Source organism: Bifidobacterium eulemuris, from assembly GCF_014898155.1.
GTDB lineage: Bacteria > Actinomycetota > Actinomycetes > Actinomycetales > Bifidobacteriaceae > Bifidobacterium > Bifidobacterium eulemuris.
Window position 1 is genome coordinate 548,949 of the sequence record NZ_CP062938.1, and the last position, 20,995, is coordinate 569,943.

Annotated in this window: 22 protein-coding genes; 7 read left to right on the forward strand and 15 right to left on the reverse strand. The window is 59.0% G+C overall.

The genetic code is table 11. The features are described 5' to 3' along the window. The first annotated feature begins 8 nt into the window (after nucleotides 1-8). The 5 genes from BE0216_RS02485 to BE0216_RS02505 are packed head-to-tail and all read left to right on the forward strand — an operon-like array spanning nucleotide 9 to nucleotide 6,000. The gene (locus BE0216_RS02485) at nucleotides 9-380 is read left to right on the forward strand and encodes a PrgI family protein (protein WP_072724092.1); all 372 of its coding nucleotides are present in this window, start codon (nucleotides 9-11) and stop codon (nucleotides 378-380) included. Continuing rightward, nucleotides 373-2,718, forward strand: a complete 2,346-nt coding sequence (locus tag BE0216_RS02490; protein ID WP_094636093.1) for a VirB4-like conjugal transfer ATPase, CD1110 family — start codon at nucleotides 373-375, stop codon at nucleotides 2,716-2,718. The genes BE0216_RS02485 and BE0216_RS02490 overlap by 8 nt, the downstream gene beginning before the upstream one ends. 2 nt (nucleotides 2,719-2,720) lie before the next feature. Further along, nucleotides 2,721-4,349, forward strand: coding sequence for a CHAP domain-containing protein (locus tag BE0216_RS11940; RefSeq protein WP_072724088.1), 1,629 nt, complete (start codon nucleotides 2,721-2,723; stop codon nucleotides 4,347-4,349). A 17-nt stretch (nucleotides 4,350-4,366) separates the two neighbouring features. After that, entirely contained in the window at nucleotides 4,367-4,756 is a 390-nt protein-coding gene (locus BE0216_RS02500; protein ID WP_072724086.1) for a hypothetical protein, read from the forward strand. Further along, nucleotides 4,753-6,000 carry a hypothetical protein gene (locus tag BE0216_RS02505; RefSeq protein ID WP_143147946.1) on the forward strand — a complete coding sequence of 416 codons (1,248 nt, stop codon included), beginning with the start codon at nucleotides 4,753-4,755 and terminating at the stop codon, nucleotides 5,998-6,000. The genes BE0216_RS02500 and BE0216_RS02505 overlap by 4 nt, the downstream gene beginning before the upstream one ends. Before the next feature lie 28 nt (nucleotides 6,001-6,028). On the opposite strand, the gene BE0216_RS02510 is transcribed toward BE0216_RS02505, so the two are convergent. The 11 genes from BE0216_RS02510 to BE0216_RS02560 form a co-directional block, all read right to left on the reverse strand. After that, complete coding sequence (locus BE0216_RS02510; RefSeq protein ID WP_072724082.1) at nucleotides 6,029-7,759, reverse strand: VirD4-like conjugal transfer protein, CD1115 family; 1,731 nt, start codon at nucleotides 7,757-7,759, stop codon at nucleotides 6,029-6,031. Beyond that, nucleotides 7,759-8,292: a hypothetical protein gene (locus tag BE0216_RS02515; protein ID WP_072724080.1), complete on the reverse strand. Its 534-nt coding sequence runs from the start codon at nucleotides 8,290-8,292 to the stop codon at nucleotides 7,759-7,761. Before BE0216_RS02515 ends, BE0216_RS02510 begins: the two co-directional genes overlap by 1 nt. Beyond that, nucleotides 8,292-8,597, reverse strand: a complete 306-nt coding sequence (locus tag BE0216_RS02520) for a hypothetical protein (RefSeq protein WP_072724078.1) — start codon at nucleotides 8,595-8,597, stop codon at nucleotides 8,292-8,294. The genes BE0216_RS02515 and BE0216_RS02520 overlap by 1 nt, the downstream gene beginning before the upstream one ends. Beyond that, entirely contained in the window at nucleotides 8,594-8,863 is a 270-nt protein-coding gene (locus BE0216_RS02525) for a hypothetical protein (protein WP_072724076.1), read from the reverse strand. Before BE0216_RS02525 ends, BE0216_RS02520 begins: the two co-directional genes overlap by 4 nt. 1 nt (nucleotide 8,864) lies before the next feature. Then, nucleotides 8,865-9,149 carry a hypothetical protein gene (locus BE0216_RS02530; protein WP_072724074.1) on the reverse strand — a complete coding sequence of 95 codons (285 nt, stop codon included), beginning with the start codon at nucleotides 9,147-9,149 and terminating at the stop codon, nucleotides 8,865-8,867. Nucleotides 9,150-9,161: 12 nt separating this feature from the next. Next, a complete protein-coding gene (locus tag BE0216_RS02535) occupies nucleotides 9,162-10,319 on the reverse strand; it encodes a hypothetical protein (RefSeq protein WP_072724072.1) in 1,158 nt (385 codons plus the stop codon). Nucleotides 10,320-10,331: 12 nt separating this feature from the next. Further along, nucleotides 10,332-11,234 carry a PcfB family protein gene (locus tag BE0216_RS02540; RefSeq protein WP_072724070.1) on the reverse strand — a complete coding sequence of 301 codons (903 nt, stop codon included), beginning with the start codon at nucleotides 11,232-11,234 and terminating at the stop codon, nucleotides 10,332-10,334. 44 nt (nucleotides 11,235-11,278) lie between these two features. After that, a complete protein-coding gene (locus tag BE0216_RS02545; RefSeq protein WP_072724068.1) occupies nucleotides 11,279-12,715 on the reverse strand; it encodes a relaxase/mobilization nuclease domain-containing protein in 1,437 nt (478 codons plus the stop codon). Then, entirely contained in the window at nucleotides 12,703-13,104 is a 402-nt protein-coding gene (locus BE0216_RS02550; RefSeq protein WP_072724066.1) for a MobC family plasmid mobilization relaxosome protein, read from the reverse strand. The genes BE0216_RS02545 and BE0216_RS02550 overlap by 13 nt, the downstream gene beginning before the upstream one ends. A 357-nt stretch (nucleotides 13,105-13,461) precedes the next feature. Beyond that, complete coding sequence (locus BE0216_RS02555; RefSeq protein WP_094636092.1) at nucleotides 13,462-15,615, reverse strand: type IA DNA topoisomerase; 2,154 nt, start codon at nucleotides 15,613-15,615, stop codon at nucleotides 13,462-13,464. 99 nt (nucleotides 15,616-15,714) lie between these two features. Then, nucleotides 15,715-16,857: a hypothetical protein gene (locus BE0216_RS02560; RefSeq protein ID WP_072724063.1), complete on the reverse strand. Its 1,143-nt coding sequence runs from the start codon at nucleotides 16,855-16,857 to the stop codon at nucleotides 15,715-15,717. Nucleotides 16,858-16,988: 131 nt separating this feature from the next. Between BE0216_RS02560 and BE0216_RS02565 the strand changes: the two genes are divergently transcribed. Both BE0216_RS02565 and BE0216_RS02570 read left to right on the forward strand, forming a co-directional pair. Further along, complete coding sequence (locus BE0216_RS02565; RefSeq protein ID WP_072724061.1) at nucleotides 16,989-17,375, forward strand: hypothetical protein; 387 nt, start codon at nucleotides 16,989-16,991, stop codon at nucleotides 17,373-17,375. 46 nt (nucleotides 17,376-17,421) lie between these two features. Beyond that, nucleotides 17,422-17,787, forward strand: coding sequence for a hypothetical protein (locus tag BE0216_RS02570; RefSeq protein ID WP_143249262.1), 366 nt, complete (start codon nucleotides 17,422-17,424; stop codon nucleotides 17,785-17,787). 277 nt (nucleotides 17,788-18,064) lie between these two features. Here BE0216_RS02570 and BE0216_RS02575 read toward each other — a convergent pair whose 3' ends face one another. The 4 genes from BE0216_RS02575 to BE0216_RS02590 form a co-directional block, all read right to left on the reverse strand. Continuing rightward, nucleotides 18,065-18,487, reverse strand: coding sequence for a hypothetical protein (locus BE0216_RS02575; protein ID WP_072724057.1), 423 nt, complete (start codon nucleotides 18,485-18,487; stop codon nucleotides 18,065-18,067). A gap of 57 nt (nucleotides 18,488-18,544) precedes the next feature. Beyond that, nucleotides 18,545-19,132 (reverse strand): DUF4192 family protein, encoded by a 588-nt coding sequence (locus tag BE0216_RS02580; RefSeq protein WP_072724055.1) that lies wholly within the window; start codon nucleotides 19,130-19,132, stop codon nucleotides 18,545-18,547. A gap of 297 nt (nucleotides 19,133-19,429) precedes the next feature. After that, nucleotides 19,430-20,398 (reverse strand): nucleotidyl transferase AbiEii/AbiGii toxin family protein, encoded by a 969-nt coding sequence (locus tag BE0216_RS02585; RefSeq protein WP_072724053.1) that lies wholly within the window; start codon nucleotides 20,396-20,398, stop codon nucleotides 19,430-19,432. Further along, nucleotides 20,395-20,949 carry a type IV toxin-antitoxin system AbiEi family antitoxin domain-containing protein gene (locus tag BE0216_RS02590; protein WP_072724051.1) on the reverse strand — a complete coding sequence of 185 codons (555 nt, stop codon included), beginning with the start codon at nucleotides 20,947-20,949 and terminating at the stop codon, nucleotides 20,395-20,397. Before BE0216_RS02590 ends, BE0216_RS02585 begins: the two co-directional genes overlap by 4 nt. Between the last annotated feature and the right edge of the window lie 46 nt (nucleotides 20,950-20,995).

A 20,995-nucleotide genomic window follows, 5' to 3' on the forward strand; every position in this document is an offset into this window, starting at 1 on the left:
GAGGTTTTATGGCTTTGCAGATGAGGGTCTATAAGGAGATCCACGGGGTCGAGGCGAAGGTCCAGTGGGGCATGAGCTGGAGGCAGATGCTGGCCGGCGCGTTGATGCTCGTTGTTGGTGGCGGGGAGACGTTCGTGTTCTTCTGGCTCCTGCATCAGACGAATTTGGGCGCGGCCTTGTTGTTCGTGGTGTGCGCGCCTCTTGCGGCGTGGGGCTGGTGGAGGCCGAAAGGTCTGATGCCTGAAAAATACGCCGTCTATGTGCTGCGGCACAAGTTCGGGTCGAATCTGCTGTTTCGCGACGGTCCGGCCAGCCATCACTCATCGGCCAAACCATCAGTTAATGAGCACCAATCACAATCAAGGAGGCGACATGCGTAAGAAGGAAAAGTCAGAGAAAGAAGCATCCCGTCAGGGCGCGCCCAGGTCCGTCAAGGAGCTTGTGGCCTATGACGCGCTCCTGCCGGGCGGTCAGATGTATCTCGGCGGTGATGTCTGGAGTGTGTCGCTGCGTCTTGGCGATATCAATTACGCAATCGCGACGCAGGATCAGCAGTTGGATATCGTGGACCGTTGGGGTCAGATCCTTAATTCCGTGGGCAACGGGGTGAGCGTCGAGGAGACGATCATGACCCGCACGCTCGATCCCGAGCGGGTGAGCGCCCAGATCACGATGGCTCCGGCCGGTGACGGGCATGATGATTTGCGTGAGGATTTCAACCGCAACGTGCGCCGTCAGCTGTCCGGTTCGTCAAAGAGCACGGTGACGGACAAATACCTGACGTTCAGCCTGTCCAATTCCGATCACGAGCGGGCCATTAATTTGCTGAATCGTCAGGCGTTGTCCGTTCAATCGCAACTGCGCAGCCTGTATGGCTGCGAGGCTGTGAAGCTGAACCGTCGGGAACGGCTGCGCGTGCTGCATTCGCTGCTGCGCCGGGGCACCCGCTTCACGTTTGATGAGGATGATTTCGCCGCACGGCGGCATGCGAGCACGAAGGATTACGCGTGTCCGTGGGCGGTGGATATGCGGGACAAGCGTCGTCTGACCATTGATGACGGCGATGTGTCGATGCTGCATCAGGTGTTGTATGTGAGCGATTTTCCCGATTATCTGTCCGACCAGCTGATCGCGGATCTGACCGATATCAAGGCGGATATCACCGTGTCGGTGCATCTGACTCCCGAGGGCAAGGCCGAGGGGTTGAAGCTGGTGAACCGCAAGATCGCGGAGATGGAGATGCAGGCGGCCGACGAGCGGTCGAAGAATAGGAAAAGGCATCAGCCGGACGATTATCTGCCTCATGATTTGTCCGAGTCGATGGATGAGGCGGCCGAGATGCGCGACGATCTCAAACATCAGGGCGAGCGTCTGGTGTCCTCTTTGGTCGTGATCGATGTGTGCGCCGAGACCGAGGAGCGGTTGGATCGTCTGGTGCGTGATGTGATCGCCGTGATCGACGCGCAATCGTGCGTCGCGGACACGCTCACCTACATGCAGGGCGACGCTCTCAACGCGGTGCTGCCGCTCGGGGTCAACCCGCTGCCGATGCGGCGGACCCTGACGACGAGCGGCGCGGCCATCCTATTGCCGTTCACCACGCAGGAGCTGTTCCAGGCGGGTGGCGTGATGGCCGGCACGAACGCGCGGAGCGGCAATGCGGTCGTCTATGATCGCGCACAAAACATGAACGCCAACGGCTTCATCCTTGGCACGGCCGGTAGCGGCAAGAGCCAGGCGGCGAAGAACGAGATCACGCAGATCTTTCTGACCCGTCCCGACGATGATCTGGTCGTCATCGATCCCGAACACGAGTTCACTCCGTTGTGCATGCAGCTTGGCGGTGAGCGCATCGAAATAGGCGAGTCAAGCCCGTCCCATATCAACGCTTTGGACATCGAACTGCTGGACGATTCCGAGGGTGACCCGATCCGTTCCAAGTGCGCGGCCGCGTTGAACATGATCGGCGCGCTGATCGGCGGCGATGAGGGGATGGACAAGGTGGCCCGCGCGCTGATCGACCGATGCCTGATGACGCTGTACCGTGACCTGCGCGACGGCAAACGCCTCCTGATGCCGACCCTGGCCGACCTGCGCGACATGCTGGAGTCCCTGGACGAGGAACGCGCGCACGAGGCGGCCCAAGCGTTGGAGATCTACACCGCCGGAAGCCTCAACGCCTTCGCGCATCCCACGGATGTCGATGTGCGCAATCGCATGGTCGTCTACGACGTGTCCGGCCTGGGCGCGGAGTTGAAGACGTTCGGCATGATGGTCGTGTTGGATCAAGTCTGGAATCGTGTGGTGCGCAACCGCGCCCAGGGACGAAGGACATGGCTGTGGGTTGACGAGTTCCACATGCTGTTCTCGAATCCGTTCGCGGCCGACTACTTCCTGCGCCTGTACAAACGCGGTCGCAAATGGGGATTGGGCGTCACCGGCATCACGCAGAACATCGAGGAGTTGCTGCTGAACGACGAGGCGCGGCTGATGCTGTCCAACAGTTCGTTCCTGCTATTGATGAACCAGACCGCGACCGACGCGGCCGCCTTGTGCGAGCTGCTGAAGCTGTCCGATGAGCAGCGCGAGTTCTTCACCGGCGTCCAGCCCGGCCAGGGCATGCTCAAGTCCGCTGAATCATACATCCCGTTCGACGGGCGTATCGACACGTCCAGCAGGCTGTATCGCCTGTTCTCCACCAAGTTCGGCGAGGAATAAGAATGCGCAAAGCGAGACCGTTGTCCGAATACCACTCCCACGCCACCGCGAAGGAATTCCACACGAAGACACGTATTGCGAATTTCGCAGGCAGGGCGCGGCGCGTGTCCCTTGTGGCGGGGCGTGGCTTGGGCTTCGTCGGACACAAGGCCCTGAGCGGAGGCAAAGGGCTGGTGTCCATGTCGCGCGCCGAGGATGCCCGTCAGGGTGTTTCCGACGCCGACCAGGTGGATGCCGCGGCGGCGGATTTCGCCCAAAAACACGCGAAACCCGCCGTGACCCGACGAAAGACCAAGACGGGGAAGGCCACGCCGGCCAAGGCCGGCGACGCCCCCGCATCTTCGTCTTCGGGCGAGAAGGCTTCGAGCCGGATCAGGTTCAAAGGAACCGGTTCGGCATCGTCCACGCGTGTCCGGCCGACTGGCGGGCGCGCCGCCGCGCATATGGGCGGGCATGGTACGGTCCGGCGCGGCGGTCGCACGGCCGGTCGCACGGCCGGTCGCACGGCCGGTCGCACGGCCGGAAAGTCGGCCGCCAATGGCGGCCGCGCCGTGGCGCGGACCGCCGCCGCTGCGGCGCGGTATACGGCCGCTGCCGTCACCCAGGTCAAGGCTGCGATTGTCGCGGGCACCACGGCTATGGCGTCGCTGCCGATGCTTTTGATCGGCGGTGGGGTCGCGATCGTGGTCGTGGTGTTGGTGAGTCTGTTCATTCCGGCCGCCGGTTCCACCGAGACCGGTTGTGATGACGCGCGGGTGGAATCCTATCTGGCTTGGGCGCGCGAGACCGCCGAGGATGACACGCATGGCTATTCGCAGACCCATCGCACCGGACCGGATTACGATTGCTCCTCGTTCGTGTGGACGGCGTTGCGGGCGGCTGGGTTTGAGGTCGGAGATACGTTATTGCCGTTCTCGACGGCTTCGATGCGGGATCCCTTGCAGGCCGCCGGTTTCACGGCTGCCGATTGGGATGGTTCCGTGGCCGATCTGGAGGCAGGCGATATCGTCTCATCGTCCGGCCATGTGGAGTTCTACGCTGGCGATGGCGAGTGGATCGGCGCTCGGCATGACGAGACCGGCGGCATCACCGGCGCTCAGAGCGGCGACCAGACCGGTGACGAGATCGCGGTATACCAGTCGCAGCCCGACGGAATGACGACGCGATGGCGGCTCTCCACCTCCGGTTGTTCCGCCGGCATGAGCGTCGGCACGCTCTCCCCCGCGCTGCGGATGAAGACCGATCTGCTGGCAGATATGGAGGCCACCGGCACCGTCAGCGACACCCGGTATCCGTGGGGTCAATGCACTTGGTGGGTGGCGTCGCGGCGCGCCCAGATCGGCAATCCTATCCCCGGTTGGGGCAACGCGAAGGATTGGCGCGACCAGGCGAAAGCGGCCGGCATGAGCGTGGACAAGACCGCCAAGGTCGGTGATGTGATCGTGTTCCAGGCTGGAATACTCGGCGCTGACGGCTATTACGGGCATGTGGCCGTGGTGGAGAAGGTGAACTCGGACGGTTCCATCGAAATCAGCGAGTCGAACGCCGTCGGCCTGGGCGTGGTCTCCGTGCGCACGTTCACCAAGACGCAGCTTGACGCGGCGCTGTCGGGCATCGATTTCATCCATTAAGGAGCGAAGGAGCGGATATGAGGAGTCTGGGTTTGCGAGATCGCGTCATTCTGGCGTTCGCGATCGTGTTCGTGGCTGCGGTGTTGGTCGTGTCCGCCTGGCTGTCGGAAACCCGCACATGGCAATCTGATGGGAGCGCCGCAAGTGCGGGTGAGTCGTTGTCGGTGATGCCGTTGGATGAAGTGTGCTCGATCTTGGCCGTCGATGCGGTGGGATCGGCGTCGGCCGACGCGCAAGGCTATCTCGCTTCCGGCCATGACGGCCTGGATGCGACGTGTGTGGTCAAGAATGGTTCCGAGGCATGGTCTGTGTCGTTCGTGTGCGAGGATGGCGAATGGCGTTCGAAGGGCGTCGTTGAATTGGATGGTGCCGTGTCGTCTCCGTCCGGTGCGGAGGCGGAGCAGTGAGGTTGAATCCGAAACTCGATTCGACCGAACTGGCCGCGTTCTCGGCCGAATCCGACAATTGGGAATATCTGGGCCAGATCGCCGACCACCCGTCGGCATGGCCCGAACTGACGGCATGGGCGTTGAAGGCCCAGGAGGATCCGTTCGCCGCCGGACCTCCGCCCGAACCTCCCGAACAGCAGCAGCGGCGGCTGCTGCCGCGACGCCGGCACGAACCGTTGATCGCCGATGACGGAGATCAGCCCATCGAACCGTCCGAAGATTCGATTTCTGATGGACTGCCGACGGATCCGATCGAAGAGCTGCAGAACGTCTCCGAAGTTCCCGACATAGCCGTTTCCACCGCTGCGCATAGGATGCCGGTTCGTCTTATGGCGATTGTCCTGGTTTGCCTCATCGCCGTCGCGTCGATGGCCGTGGGAGGAGCGGCGCTGTATCGTCGCCACGCGATCGGCGTCGCCGTCGAGGATTGCGCTTCTGCTGTCGCGGATGCCGAAACCGCTCGTGAGGATTGGGAGCAGGCGGTTTCCGACGCGAAGGACGCGGCCGCGATTACCGCCGACATGGTGGCCGACCCGGATACGGTGGACGCTTTGGCCGAGGCGATGGACACCCAACCGGAAAAGACGGTGTGGCAGTGCGACGCCGATACCGTGTCAGACCTGACCGATACGGCCAGTCGCGCGGCGTCCGCCACCAAATCGACCGAGACGGCGGCGAAGCGGATCCGTAAGGCCGCCGACTCTGTGCTCGCCTCACAGCAGGCGAAGGAACTGGAGTCGGCCGAATCCGCTTTGTCCGCCGCGTTGGCGTCCGCACGCCAATTGCTTGCCGATAGCGACGGTAAAGTGGCCGATGGGTCGGTCAGAGACGATCTGTCGGACGCGATCGACGCCGCTGACGCCACGCTTGCCGATGCAAGCGATGCAACGGACCTCAAGGACGCCGAGGACAGCTTGGGAAAGGCCGTGGAGGCGGTGAACGCCTCCATCGCCAAGAAGAGCGAGGAGGACCGGCGAAAAGCCGAGGAAGAGGCCGCCGAAGCGGCGGACGCCGCGCAAGCGCAACAGTCCTACACTCCCAGCTACACACCCGCCTATACAGGCGGCGGAAATAGTGGTGGTGGCAGCGGCAGTGGAGCGTCCACAGGCGGCTCCAACAGCGGTGGTAGCAGCGGTGGTGGTAGCAGCGGATGGGAGGTGCCCGCGCCTTCGGATCCAGAACTGTTCCCCGACCACCTATGAGTAAGGCCCGCCATGAGCGGGCCTTAGCTCAGTGTTTTCCTGCGAGACGGTTTGGATCCGGATGGAGTTTGCGCGAGTAGAACGGCGGGACTCCTCGCAGCATGTACACGCACATGTCGGTGGGGATTCGGCCGAGTTCGTCGGGGTTGAGCAGCGCGCGTTCGTTTTTTCTGACGCTTTTGGTCCAGCTGCCCGAGCTGCCACGGCTTTCGCTGGTCTCGATCACGTCGATCGTCTCGTTGCCGAGACGTTTCGAAATGTATTCTGTGGTGGATTGTTCGTTGCCTCCGAGGAAGAGCTGCGAGTCGCAGTTTCCCTTGATGGTCTCCCAGTCGTCTTTGTACAGGGCTTTGCCTTGGCTGTCGTTCTGCAGGATGATGCTCGTGCTGATGCGTCTGGATCGGATGGTGGCGATGAGCCGGACGAAGTTGGGGATTTTGCCGATGTTGGCGAACTCGTCCAGCATAAGATGGACCTCGCGTTTCAGCACTCCCCCGTTGATGTCCGCTTTGCGCACCAGCGTCTCGAAGAGCGATTGGTAGAACATGGCGGCGAGGAAGCTGAACGTGGAATCCGTGTCGGACAGTTCCAGATAGATGATGCGCTTGCCTTCATCGAGCCGGTCAAGGTCGAAGCCGTCCGTTTCCAGGATGCGGCGCACGTTGCTGACCTGCATGGGTGCCAGGCGCACGCCGAGCGAGATGATGATGCTTTTCTTGGTCTCCCCCGCGCCCTGCAGAAAGGTCCTGTACTGGGTGCATGCGAAGCGGAGTCCGTCAAGCATGCGCCTCGTTTCGGCGTCGTAGTCGTCGGGGTTCAGCGCGGCGTTTTCGACCTCGATGGCGGCTTCGGCGAAGTAGGCGTCAACGATGAATTCCTTATCCTCGTCCTGTTCGCTGGCGTTCATGAGGCTGACCATATCGGTGACTTTGTTCAGGCTGCGGTTGTCGATCCTGCGCCCGTTAGGCCCGTCGCTTTCGCCTTCTTCGGTCCAGTAGACCCAATCGATGAGCGCGGTGAGCAGGGCTTTTTCGGCTTTTTCCCAAAAGTCGTCGGAGTTTTTCTGATTTCCGGTGGTGTTCGTGACGATGTTGTCAACCAGGCGGAGTATCGCCGGTTCCGGTTCACCCGGATCGAGGTAGCGCATCGGATTGAAGCCGTCGGACTGGTCCAAATGGATCAGATCGAGCGTGCTGACCTCGTATCCACGCGCGCGCATCCCTTCCTCGGTGTCGCGTTTGAGTTCGCCTTTGGGGTCCGTGCATGAGAAGTTCATGTCGGCGCATAGGATGTTCGGCTTGACGTAGTAGCGGGTTTTGCCGGATCCGGATGATCCGAGCAGCAGCACGTTGAGGTTGCGCATTGTTTTGCGCGTGTCGAGCGCGATCCTCTCGGTTTGGGTGAAGTGCAGGTTGGCGTCGGCCATCTCTGCCTCGAACGGCATGATGTCGGCTCTGTTGCCCCAACGGGCCGATCCGTGTTCCTCGCCGGCGCGCGTGTTGAGCTTCGAGGTGATGTGGTACATCCAGGCGAAGCAGCCGACGCCCACCATGCCTAGCCCCCATAGCATGTCGGTGCGGTCGAGACTGAGATGCAGGGGATTCATGAGGTCGAGCCAGAATCGGTCAGCGAGGTCTCCCCATTGCATGCCTGCGGTGAGGTCGGTGCGGATCTGCCAGGAGATCTTGTCTCCCAGCCAGAAGAGCAGCATCGCCGCGACGATCGCGCATAATGCGGCCCGTATTCGTTCCCTGGTCATCAGTGGTTCCTTTCCATCATCATGGCGTCCCTTGTCCGGCGGTCCCGCACCGCCGCGCGTGCGGTCTCCTCGCCGGATTGCTGGGCGTCTTCCTGTCGTGCCACACGGTTTTCCGCGCGCTGGCGGATGAGTTCGAGCACCTGGCGTTTCGATGCCATTCGTCTGCCGGTTTCAGCCGCCTGCGTTGCCGCCGCTGTCCGTTCCTCCTCTTCCGCTTGAGGAGGATATTGGGGTGCCGGTGGTTCGATTGGCATGGCTTCCGCCTTGTCCGGCAGCAGCCGGTCCTCTCCGATCACGCGGATCGGGTCGCGTGTGGTGTCGAGCATGCGGATTGGCAGCAGCCAGGTGAGGTCTCCTTGCGTGGCCGCCATCATGCCCGTGCCTCCGCACATCGCTGAGATGATTCGGCCGGCCGGCGTCGCCGGATCCACCACTGTGGAGTCGAGGCAGTCGGCTGCGCGGACCAGCTGCGCCTGGCGTCCGTCGGCTGCGGCCAGAATCGTCATGCCTTGCAGATCGGTGAGTCGGATCATCAGGCGGCTCCGTCGAGGGATGTGTGGGCGCAGGCGATGCGCACGGCCACGTAGTCGCCGTGCTTGTTGCTGCGCAGCACTCCGAACAGCACGAGCTTGTCGCCTTGACGCACTTGCGCCGCCATGAGGTAGCCCTTGACCATGCCGCGCGCTTCGGCTTTGACGGCGAGGCTGCCTTCGGCCTGCTGCGCGACGATCAGTGACATGTAGGCGACTTCGTTGCCGTCCTCGTAGGTCACGGTTCTGATGTCCCTGCTGAGAGTGCCCTTGACCCACACACCGGTCTCGATCGGACTTGCTGTCACGCCGGCACCTCCTTCCTTTCATCGATGGCGTTTGGACTGTGTGCAGCGCCGAAAACCGCGCCCAGCTCGAAAGCCCCTAGAAATTTCCAGATGTCCTCTTGGTCGCGGTTTGTCGTGCATATGAGCGTCGATGAGGTGTTTTTGGGAGAGAGCGCAATCTGGTATTCACCGGTCTCGATTCTGGATACGAGCAGTTCGCCGCCTATATGCTTGGACACGCGCGCGGCCCGACGCTTCAGGTCGGTCAGCGAGTGTTTTCCACCCATGTCACTTCACCGCCTTGTTCGCCGCTTCGAGCATCCTCTTGGCCGTTGTGAGACAGGTTTTTCTGCTTCCGACCGGTAGGTCGTCCAGGTCAGAGCCGTATTCCGCTTCCGCGTAGATTTTCGCGGCCGCTTCGATTTCAGTTTCGGTTGGTGCGGTGGTGCGGGCGGCGTAGTATGTCGCGCTGATCGCGGTCGTGGCGGACACGATGCCCGTCGCGAGCATCGCGCCCACGTTGTCCGCATACGTTCGTGCCTCATCGGCCGCGAGGCTTGTCTGCGTTTCCATGATGGTTTCTCCTTATCGTGTTTTGGTGTGGGTTTTCGAGGGATTGTCGCGTGTGGCGGATTGTCCTTCGACCCGCGCGTCCGCGCGTTGCTTGATGCCGTCGAGCACGCTTGCTTTGTCCTTGTGCGGTTCGGTCTCCGCCGGCGACTGCTGCTGTTGCGTCGTCGGCTGGGGATAGCCGTCCAGCGGATCGTATGGTTGCCCACCGAATGTTCTGGGAATACCGTCGCCTCTATATTCGCCTCGGTCGGAATTCAATTCCCAATCCAGCGGGTCAATGCTCCAGGGATCGTCTTGCGTATCGATGGCAGTGGCAGATGCCTGCAATGCCGGCTCCGATGATTGTTGTTCAGGCGTGGAGGATGTTGGCTGCTCCTGCTGCGGTGCTTCGTGCGTCGTTTCCGGTGTCGGCTCCGTTTTCTGCTGGTTGTTTTGCTTGGCGTGCGCGATGTATTCGTCCCGCTGAGCTTTGACGGCGCGGCATAGGGTCCAGGGGTCGTCGATGGTCAGCGTCTCGCGTTGTTCGCCAGCGCCGCGCCATAGGGTGACGGCTTCGCCCGGCTTGAAGCTCACGGTCACGGGCCTACCGTTGAGTTTGTCTTCCTTGGATGATCGGCCCATGAAACGGTCGATTTGCCATCCGCCCATGTCGATGCCGTTGACGAACGTGCCCTTCGGGATGCTCACGCGCATCATCTCCCATTCGCGTCCGTCCCTCGCGGTGCGGGTGAACGGATGCACGAAGCTGTTGGGGAAATTGACGCGGGGCCAGATCTCCCGTTTGGGTTTCTTCGAGGTGTCCTGGGAGAGTTGGAGCGAGTTGACTTTTTCCGCCGTCTGCGCGTCCCAATTGGCGTCGCTCCATGTCTGTTTGACGATGGTTTGCACGGCGAAGTTCATGCTTGTCACCGTCGCGAGGTCGGTCAATGTGTTGGATCGCATGATGCTGGCGTGGTAGCCGTTCTCGACCGGCGTGACCGCGCCCATCGCGACGAGCGCGCCCGCGTTGACGCTTGAGTAGAGACGCCACCGGTCCTCGCCCGGCACTTGTCCGATGATGACGGTCACCGTGTCTCCCGTCACGGTGTCGAAGGCCAGCGTCGTCGTGGGCACGTCGGCCAGTCCGGCTTCGGAGAGTTGGGCCGCCGTGATGTTGGGTGTCTGTTCCATGATGGTTTCTCCTTATCGTGTTTTGGCGTGGGTTTTCTTGGGCACGGAGGTCTTCTGGCCTTCGACGCGCTCCCTCGCGCGCTGTTTGATGGCCTTGATGGTCTCCGATTTGGTTTTCACATGCCGTGGCTTTTCCTCTGCCTGTTCGGGCGCGGGCATGTCACGGCTTGCGGTGTCGTGTTCCTGCGTCGGATGCATGTTGATGCGGCTCCAATCAAGTCCCGGCACGTATTCGTTGAAGTCGTTGAGCATTTCCGCCACGGCGTTGGAGCATTCCCTGGGATACGTGAATCGTTGGGTGGTTTCGCTGATCTGCTCCTGTTTGAATGGGCATCCGAGTTCCGTGAGGTTGGATGAGACGATTGTGGCGTCGCGATCCCATTCCACGGTCTCGAAGTCGAACGTTCCGTTGTCCGGACTGTCCGGATTGAACGGCACCTGCCCGTTGGGGATGGTGTACTGGGGACCCGTCGGAGTGTCCTCAAAAATTCCTAGGGGCGTGGACCGTTCGATCTCTTCCGCGTTTTGGTTGAGCAGGGCGACCACTTTATCGACCGCGTGCTTTACCTCGTCGGCGTCTTTGGCCGCGAAGTGCAGATACGTCTTGCCTGTCTCGCGGTCGCGTTCGATGTGGAACGCGACGCCGCTTTTCTTGAGCTGCTTGACGATGTTGCGGGATTCGTCCGCTTCGATCTCCACGACCTTGAGTGTGCCGCTGTCGCGTTGCAGGTCACGGAGGAAGGCGAAGCCTCCGCTGCGGCGTAGCTCCTCGATTTTGTCTTTGGCGGTCTTCGCGCAAAGGCCCAGCGAACGGAACAGCGTTGACGTGCCCCATTTGCCGAGTTCCATGACGGCTTTTGTGCCGTTTTCCGCGATGCGGATGACGTATTCCTGTGCTTGGTCTTCCACCGGCATGTATGCTCCTTTCTGTCGGTTCGGCGGACTTTTGTCCGCTACTTTTAGCTTCGTCCTCGATGCCGGTGTTTTTGGGCGGACATTTCCTGTTGTTTCCGCTGCTGCTCGTTGTCGCTGCGTCGCATGAGGCGTCGCAGCGCGATCGCGTTGCGCGCGGTTTCGGCGCTATGGGTCTCGATCTGCACGAGCTGGAGTTCGAGCTGTGTCGTGTCGTCGCCGTGGTCCCGCGCTTCCGCGATCGCGGCGATCAGCGCGCGCATCTGGATGCCGTCTGATTCGACTTGCGCGGAGAGTTTGTCATATGCCTGCTGTCGTGTGTCTCCGGCACGCAAGGTGCGGCTGATCGCACGCAGTTCGTCCAGGCTGGATTCGATTTGGTCGCATGCGATGGCTTGGGCGATGGCGCGTCTTCCCAAGCCTCTGAGGTCGGACGGGTCGAGACGCCGCCGCGCGTAGTCCTCGATGCGGAAACTGGGGCGCGCGAACCACTTGTAGAGGTCGTCGCATTCCACCGTCCGCTTGTATCCGCCTTCGGGGTCGGTAATCACTTGGCGTGTGTCTTCGGGGAGATACGCGCGCCAGGTGCGTCCGTCTCGCACGATGCGGTCGATGGGGATGGTCAGCAGCAGTTTGCGGTGCGATCCCGGCAACCAGACCCGCACTTTGCCGTCACCGCGTTTGGCGATCATGCTTTGGTCGAAGCCAATCACGTTGAATGTGTCCCTGCCGATTTTGCCCATAACGCCCAGCTCGTTGTATCCGATGCCTAACCGGATGTCTCGGATGCGACGGTTCGAGTCCGCGAGTATGTAAGTGAGGTGGCTGCCGCGAACGTTCACCTCGATGCCTTTCACGGCGAGTTCTCGTTTGAATTCATCGAACGTTCCAGCTGTTGCGCATGCACGGTCGATCATCACGCACAATGCGTCTTTAAAGCTTTCGCCTCTGGCGGTTAGCTGCACTTCCTCCATGCTTGGCTCGGCGCGTTCCTTTGTGGTCGCGGGAATGACGTTCAACCCGATTTCCGCGCATAGCTTGTCGCTGATTTCCCGCCATTGCTTGAGGGAGCCTTTTTGGACTCTGATGTTTTTGTGCGTGATGTTGTTGTTCGGACATAGCAGGATGTGGTTGTGCAAGTGGTCTTTGTCCACATGCGTCGCGATCACGTAGTCGTGCGCGCCGCCGCTCAGCTCCTCGATGAATCGGACGCCGAGGCTGTGCGCTTCGTCGGCGGTGATGGGATCGTTTGGATCAAAACTTTGGATGATGTGATGTGCCAACACCGCGTTCTCCCTTTTGGCTCCGCCTTTGGCACGGTCAAGCGCCATCAGAAACGCTTGCGCCATCGCGTCGGGATTTTTTACGCGCTCCCCTGTCGTCGTGCTCACTAGGCGGTAGTTTTCCGTCTTGGCGGGATTGGTGATGTATGCCATCGTTTTTTGCAGCGTGGTTTTGATTTGTTTGACTTTTACGTACGCCACGACAACTCCTCATTCCCGATACGCATGTCGCGTTCCATACGCTTGAGGCATCCCTTGATTTCCTCAAGCTCCGCCTGCAATTCGCGTAGGTCTGCGCTGTCCGCTTGGTTCTTGAGGTTGACCTTGTGTGCTATCTGATTGATGTTGTTGCCGATGCGTGAGATCTGGCTGGATAAATCCTTGGCACCGGGTGGTGCTGCGATCCATAGGCGTCGCGATGTTATGAGTCTTTGTCGGGCGAACTGCATCCAGCCGACCGTCGGCAGTCCCGTCGCCGCACGTTGTTGGTTCTCGATTTTTCGTGAGTCCTCAAGCCAGCGAAGCTCTTCGTCGGTGAATGTCACCGACCTGCGATGAGGACGGCTTCTGTTTCCTTTCCAAGATGCCATCTGTATGTCCTTTCGTTTGTATCGGGTGCGGGTGTCCCGCTCATGGCCGCGAGGCCGTGCCGGGCGACCCGTCAGGTCCGTCAGGTCGCGCAGGTGTACGTACACCTGCTATGCTCGCTACGACAAAACCTCCCCTCTGGGAGGGGTTTGAAATCCACGGTTTTTTCGTTGATTCGAGCAGCGATTAGGGTATGGGTTCGGTGTGGTTTTCGTCATGACCCTCCTGCATGTCCGTGTGATGGCCCGTTATGATTTTGCGTGCGTGCAATGCTGTTTTTGGGCGGACATTTTCACGGTTTTGGATATGAGAAAGGCCGGCGAAGGCCGGCCGAAATGTTGTTCCACGCGTCGCGGAGATCAGTCGAACTGCATGCGTACGCCGCGTTCCTCATCGATGACGAGCGTCGCGGCGAAGGCTTTGCCGGTTCGTTTGCTGACGAATCCTGACAGCTTCACCGCTTTTCCCGCGAGGAGTTTGCCGATGACGGAATCGGTAAGTTTCTTGCCGCTGAGTGTGGAGTAGATTTTGAATCCGCATCCGCCGGCCTGCTGCCATTGTCCGCTTTCGGTCTTCTCGCTTTTGTTGCTGGAGCATTGCCAGACACTGCCGGTTTTAATCACGTCTTCTCCGCATCGAGGGCATGCGCCGAGGCTCGCGCGGCGTGGTCCCGTGCTGATGGATTCGGTGCGCATCGAGGCTTGCACGTCGTGCGGTATCCTCGCGCACATGGCGCGAATTCCATCAAGGAAAACCGCTGATTGTATGCGGCCGTGCTCGATGTCGGAGAGCTGCGCTTCCATGCTGGCGGTGAGTTCGACGCTTTTGAGTTCCGGCGAAACCACATCGATGAGCAGGCGTCCCTCATCCGTCGATACAAGCTGCTTGCCTTTGCGCTGGAGGTACTGGTTTCGCACGAGTTTTTCGATGATTTCAGCCCTTGTCGCAGGCGTGCCGATGCCGCCGGAATGCGATGCGTCATCATCGAGCGCGGCCTTCATGTCCTTATCTGCGACGAAGCGGCTGGCGTGCTCCATCGCCGCCAGCAACGTAGCTTCGGTGTAGGGTTTCGGCGGCGCGCTGACGCCTTCCTCCAATGAGATCGCGTGCGCGCCCACCGGTATGCTCTGCCCTTCCATCAGGGATGATGGGATGGAGGGGGCGGCTTGTTCGTCGGTTTGCGGTCCGTCGATGAGACGCCATCCCGGATCCACCGGCATATCGCTCGATGCGGTCAGCAGGTGCTCGGTGATGTGGTCGAAGCATGCCGTGACGCTGGTGGTGTCGTGTGTGTATTCCGGCGAGCAGGCCGCCCACATGCGTTGCACGATACGGCATGCAACCAGTCGTTCATGCTCGCCCATCGATGCCAGGCTTGCCTGTGTGAGACGCTTGGTCGGTAGGATCGCGGTGTGGCCCGAGACCTTGTCGTCCGCGACGCATGCCGAGGGATTGAGCCTGTCTGTGTTCCGGTATTCCCGGACGGCTTCGGCGACCGTCACCGGCATCAGTTCATCCAACGATTCAGAGCGCGTCAGGGCCTCCAGTTCGGCGAGGTCGTCGTGCGTGATGTGGCATGAGTCGGTGCGTGGATAGGTGGTCAGCTTGGCGAGATACAGACGTTCCAACGCCTCCAGCGTCTGCGCCGCCGTCAGCCCGTGCAAGCGCGACATATCCTTTTGCAGGCCGGTCAGATCATAGAGGGTGGGTGCGTGGGTCTTCACTCGTTTGCGTTCCACTGACAGCATGTTGACCGATCGCCCTTGCGCTTCCGCGAGCAGGCTTTCGGCCTCGCTGCGGATGTTGATTTTGTCTTTGCTTCGCAGCTTCCATCCGCCCATGTCGATGGCGATTCGCCAGAACGGGGTCGGCTTGTGCTCGGCGATGGCGCGGTCCCGTTCCACCACCATCGCCAGTGTCGGCGTCTGCACGCGGCCCACCGATAGACGCCGGTGGTAGGCGATGGTGTTGGCGCGTGTGGCGTTCATGCCCACAAGCCAGTCGGCCTTCGCCCTGGCATCGGCTGCTGCCGCCAGACCGTTGTATTGGCTGCTGGGGAGCATGTTGTTCCATGCGTCGCGGATGGCTTGTTCTTCCAGGCTCGCGACCCATAGCCTTGATGATGGTTTGGCGGTCTGCGCGCGGTCGATGATGCGTCGGAATATCGCTTCGCCTTCGCGGTCGGGATCGCAGGCGTTGACGATTTCGGTGATGTCAGGGCGTCGGATGAGGTCGGCCAGGTCTCGGTATCTGCGGCTTGCGCCTTTGTCGGTGCTGACCTGCCAAAGCCATTGCTGCGGGTCGATGGGCAACTGTTCCATGCTCCATCGTTCCGCCGCCCACGGCATACCGTCGTATTGGTCAGGGGTGGCGAGTTCCACGAGATGCCCCTGCGCCCATGACACGATGACATCTCCGGCTTGTATATATCCGTCGGATGGTATTGGGCTGCTTTCCAGTGCCTGCGCGATTGCCACGGCGACTGATTTTTTCTCCGCGATGACGAGCCTCATTGGTTCCGTTCCTTTCAGTGATGGAGTACATTCCGTATCCATCCTCACGCCCAACTGACGGATTTTTGGGCGGACAATTAAAGGCTCGGAATCAATGTTTTAGAAGATAAACGGATCCAGTGGCCCGTCCAACAACGGGGTTTTCGGATGTGTCATTTCCCATTGCTGAATTAGATGCCGCCATACGCGAGCACGTGCGAACCTGTTTAAGGAGTTGCCATCTTTATCTGTTTTTAGCGGTAGTTGGAAGACAAGCACCCTGTTTTGTAGATCGAGAATGTCTTCCTCCTTGAGCTTGCTGATTGGATATGTCCACGCTTTGCCCAGCCGTGGATTCCACACTCCTAATAGTTCGATGTTTTTGTATTCGAGATGTTTGGAATGTAATCCCAACTGCCAATACATCAGCAGCTGCAAACGATGCTTTGCCGTGGGAGACCCTTTGCTGCATTTGAAATCCCATAAGCCGTTTTGCATCACGGTATCGCAGTCGCCGAAGGCAATGACTTCTGTGTATCCGCCGTGAAATGTGTTCATTCCTGTGAACGCTGACCCGTATCGATTCATGAATCGTTGGCTGCGTTCGATCATAGTTCGAATATTCCCGATTGTAATACTGTCCATCTCAGGCAGATGGTCCAAGGGGAAATAAGCGCCAATGCCTCTTCTGTATATGCAGTCGAACGATGCCAGATTCATCGCCGCCTTTATTGAGGTGTCATCCAATCCCGTGATTTGATCCAGATAGTCGGGTATTTTTTCGGATTCACGCGCCGCTATTCCTCCGACGGTCTCCGGCTTGAGGCCCAGTTTTTCAGCACTTTTCCTTGCCTTCTCTCCACCAATTATCGGTATTGAAAAGGCTTGCTCTTTCGATGTTCCTTGCATGTAGCGTGTGAGGTAGTCCACCGTAATTCCAACCAACGCGGGACTTCTGTTTTCGGCTTTGATGTCAGTCAGATCCTTTCCGTCCTCGAAAGACTCAACATCCATCTCTTTAAGTCGGAAGTACCCGCCGTACGGTTGCTTCACATATGGGACATAGGTGACGCCCATGTCCCGCACTCCATTGATTCGGTGCGTCACGGACAGTCCACCTGCCAAAAGTCCCCGCAAGGCTCCTTGGTCCAGTTGAGGCAGAATGTCCTCCACTTCTTCCACACGATAGATATACAGTGAGGTGTCGGGGTTATCGGACAATTCTGCATAGAACGCTGCATCGGAGTCGATTTCTTTTTCCATAACGTAGATCTCCTCATGTGGTAATCATCGTTGACTAGGTTCATTCTATATTCGCGCACATTGTCCGCCCAATCTAAAGAGTCATCGGACATATGGTGGATTTACCGATATTCGAATGAAAGGATTGGAAAATGGCGAAGCCGAGTGAACGTAACAGGGCGATGCGTGAGCTTGCCGATGAGTCTGTGGATGCCGAGATTGAGGCGTTGCGCGCCAAGCGTGATTCGTTGCGCGCGGTCGGTGTGAAGCTGGATGATCTGCGTTGGGCGATCGAGCAGTTTCGTGTCGCCGCTGATGACTTCATCGCAACGAGCGGTTCGACGCGGAGGTATTTGCAGGACACGTTGAAGATCGATAAACGTGAGATGAATATCGTGTGGCCTCCGACGGGAAAACGGAAGAATGAAGCCTCCGATGAGCCTCAGCCGCCGGCGGACCAGGTGGAGAGTCAGGATCACGGCCAGTCTGATTATTCCGTGTCTGGAGAGTCTGGTTTTGTTCCTGGCTATGCGGGATAATCACCGTGTGATGGTGTGACGGATTCCGATTGGAGGCGTGATAGCGATGCCTATTATTGGATTGATGCTGCTTGGCATAAGCCTGGTGTTTTGGCTGATCGGTTTGGCCGTGTCCGGTGTCAACGCGCTTGTGTTCGCGGTGACCCATCCGATTCGCGCCGTGGTCCGATTGGTCGCGACTTTGTGCATCGTCATCGCGACGATCGCGCTCATCGTCGTGGCGGTCTACGCGTACAATGTCTGGTTCGCCTCGACGCCTGACTGGCGGCTCGATGAGACGTTTTGGGTGGCCGTCGCCGCTTTGTTCGTCGGTGGTCTCGCCAATCGTGGCTTGATGGAACTGGATCTCGTGTTGGAGCGGCGCGCGTATGAGCGTCAGATGCGGCGGCTGAATTATTCCGATGCCGATTAACGGTCGTGGTGTGGTTTCCGTCGGTGCCGGGTATGGCGACATGCGCAAGTGTTTTCAGCTTGCGCATGCCAGGAGGAGGGGCATAATTTTCTGCCCCGACGACGCAGATCCGACGCGCCGAACTTGTTCGCGCGCGGCGGATTCGCCATACCCGGCACCGTTTGCAAAAGTGCTTTGCTCCGTGTTCGGCGCGGCCTCCGTCGCCGCGCCGGACACGGTCCGTGTGGTGGTTTCGTCCGCCGCGCCCTATGGGCGCGACGGTGACGGAAGGTGGTCGTCACAGCGGCGGCAGTTCGTCGTAGCTGTGTTCCACGAGGTCATGAAAGCGGTCGAGTTCGGTTTTCGGTAGGATGGTTTTCCTTGTCGAATCGTTTTGTTTTTCATGCCACATGATTTCCAAGGCCTCCCACTCGCTTGTGCGCACGGAACTCATGCTGATTTTCGCGTCCACGCATAGCAGAGCTTTGTAGAAGCTCTTCGGGTTTTCGTCGAGCATCGTTTTAATCATGTTGATGTATGGCTGTATTAGATTGACTTCCACGCTGGCTTCCATCATTTCTTCGATTGGTTTGCTCAGACAGTCTTTGTAGTGTTTTTTCGGCACTCTGGTTTGCTGGTAGGCGTAGGTCATATCCTCCATCGCTCCGGCCATCTTCTCGATGGTCTGCGTGCGGAAGTCATCGAAATAGTGCTTGCTCATTGTTGCTCCTTGATGGTTGTGGGGCCGGCCCTCCGTGGGAGGGCCGGCGGTTGGTGGTTAGAGGTACATCGGTCGGATGTTGCCTTCGACGGCGAAGAACACGATGCTCGCTAGGGCGCATTCGGGGTCTACGCTGAGGGCGGCCAAGGCTCCAGCCGAGGCCGCTTGCGTGTGTCCTTGTATCCATGACAGGTAGGCTCGTGAGGCTATCGGTTGCGCGGACCATTGTTCTCCGGCGTAGTCGGCGGCGAAGCGTGAGAGTTGGGAGCTTGCTCGTTCCACACGGGGTGTGTCCAGTCGGTAGTCCGCGGATTCGAAAGCCTCTTCGAGTGTTTTGGTGATGAGCGCCACCGTTTGTTTTCTGTGTTGGCGGGTGGCGATGTCGAGCAGTTGCGTCGGGGTGAATCGTTTGAGGGATGAGAGGATTATCGCGTCCCGGAATGGGAGGGAATGGGCCATGAGCATGACGGTCAGGGTCGATGTGTGGTCATCGAGCGGATGGCCGGTTTCCAGTGTTCTCGCCCATTGCGTGAGGACTGGGTGCATCCATTCGCGGTCGGTTTTCCTGATGCCGTTTTCACGGCATTCTCTGCGGTATTCGATGGTGAGGGTGTCGATATCGGGGCTGGTTCTTCTGGTGTCCATGAGATTTCCTTTCTTGTCTCGGTTTTTCGGACACCACCCGCCTGCCATGTCGTAGCGAAGGCGACGAAGGCGTGGATCGCGACGCTGCGATCGGAATGGAGATGGCATCATTCATGCCATCGGAATGGAGAGCGGGAGCGGCGTGAGACACGGCGAGGAACCGTAGCGGAGACGTGGCATGCTGGTGGTGCCCGAGACAGTGCCCTTGTGCTTCGGCCCGTCCCGCGCGAGCTTGCGAGCGGCAAAAGAAGAGGCCATGCGCGAAGCGCATGACCTGAGGGCCGGCGGAAATGTCAATCAGATTCCTCGGTTACGGTTCTTCCGTACTTGGTCTGACGTGTGTGATTGCTCATCGATTCTGTTTTGAGCACGAGATTTTATCTGTGCCAGTATGGTTTTCTTCTGACTGACTTCTGGTTTCCATGGAGTCCTCCGACTTGCCTCGCATATCTCTTTTTCCGCTCGTTCCGTGATATGAGTGAAGGTTTCGTCATCGCCCCCTTCCTGATTGCGGAAGAGCTGCTGTAGCGTGGACTTATTGGGGATGTCATACGGTTGTTTGATTTCGCGTATTTCCATTTCGAACGCCAGCAGGGATCGGTATAGTTCAAGATTTCCCTCGCCGTCTAGGACGGGGAATAAGCGAACCATGTCGGTAAGATCGCTCGGCCGAGGATCTTTGGATGAGTACAACGCTGCGGTCTTCTGTGCCAATTGTGCTTCAACATCCAATAGCCTGGCTCCTGCCGGTTCTTCGAATCCCAGGTACTTCATCAAAGCTACGGAGTCGTCGGAGATACGGTAGGACGATGATGACCGTTCGTAGCCTTGAGCAGGGGTGATGTCCAACGGAAGAGTAGAGAACGACTTCCCTAGATAACGAAGTTTGATGTTCTTATAGATCACGTTGGGACGACCTGGATCACGCTCGTTTTTTTGCGTTTCTCCTTTGCCCCGGTCTTCCAGGGAACCGTCAAAGCCATTGGTTCCTTTTGCCAATCGAGCACGAAATTCGGTCTCCCATTCCAAGTAGCTGTCACCGAAGACCAGATCGAGATCCTTCGACATTCGAGAATCCTCCAGGGGGAAACGCAGGCCTAACGCATTGCCTCCCTTGATGACGGTTCCTTCGGGCACGAGCTGCGAGACGATAATGACGGCGATCATCTTTTGAAGTCGTGCAAAAGGAATCCCCGTCTTATTCGCATGATGGTTGAGTTTGGCCGTGATGCCTCCGGAACTTGGCAGTTTCTTTTCCTGGTTCATACGATCACACCTTTCTTAAGCACGTCTCGTAACATGTCTGCCTGTATCGGTGACAGCAGATTACGCTGTTCCGCTTCATCGACGGCCTCTAAACGGTAATCCAGACGCGTGTCTTTTGCTTCCAAAAACGCATCAGAAAGGTTCTGCAATCTGATTCCTCGAATGACATCCACATTCCTCGACTGTCTACGATCATGGATGACGCGTAGCCATCCCGGTAATTTGCGCGATATATGGTGCGGCGTGCGCACTGTCGTCCATCGCGGATTGGCATTCGCAAGATTATAGAAATCAAGTACCGATGATCCGGACAAATATGACTCGTCTCCCGTCATCGCCAGCGCGGCTGCATACGACGCATCCCGAGGATCGACGCCGTCGGCATCATAAACCATGTATACGCCGCCGCCCTGTTTGCCAATGATGTCATCATTGCGACGCGCGAACTGCCGTAAGGCCGATTCGGAATAGCCTAAAGCCTTAATATCTTTTACTGTCACGATACCGTTATTTTTCTTAGCGACATCTAATACAGCATTTTCCATCTTCATACCTCTATTTTGTCACGTTTTGGTACATTTTTCAATCTGTTCGTAT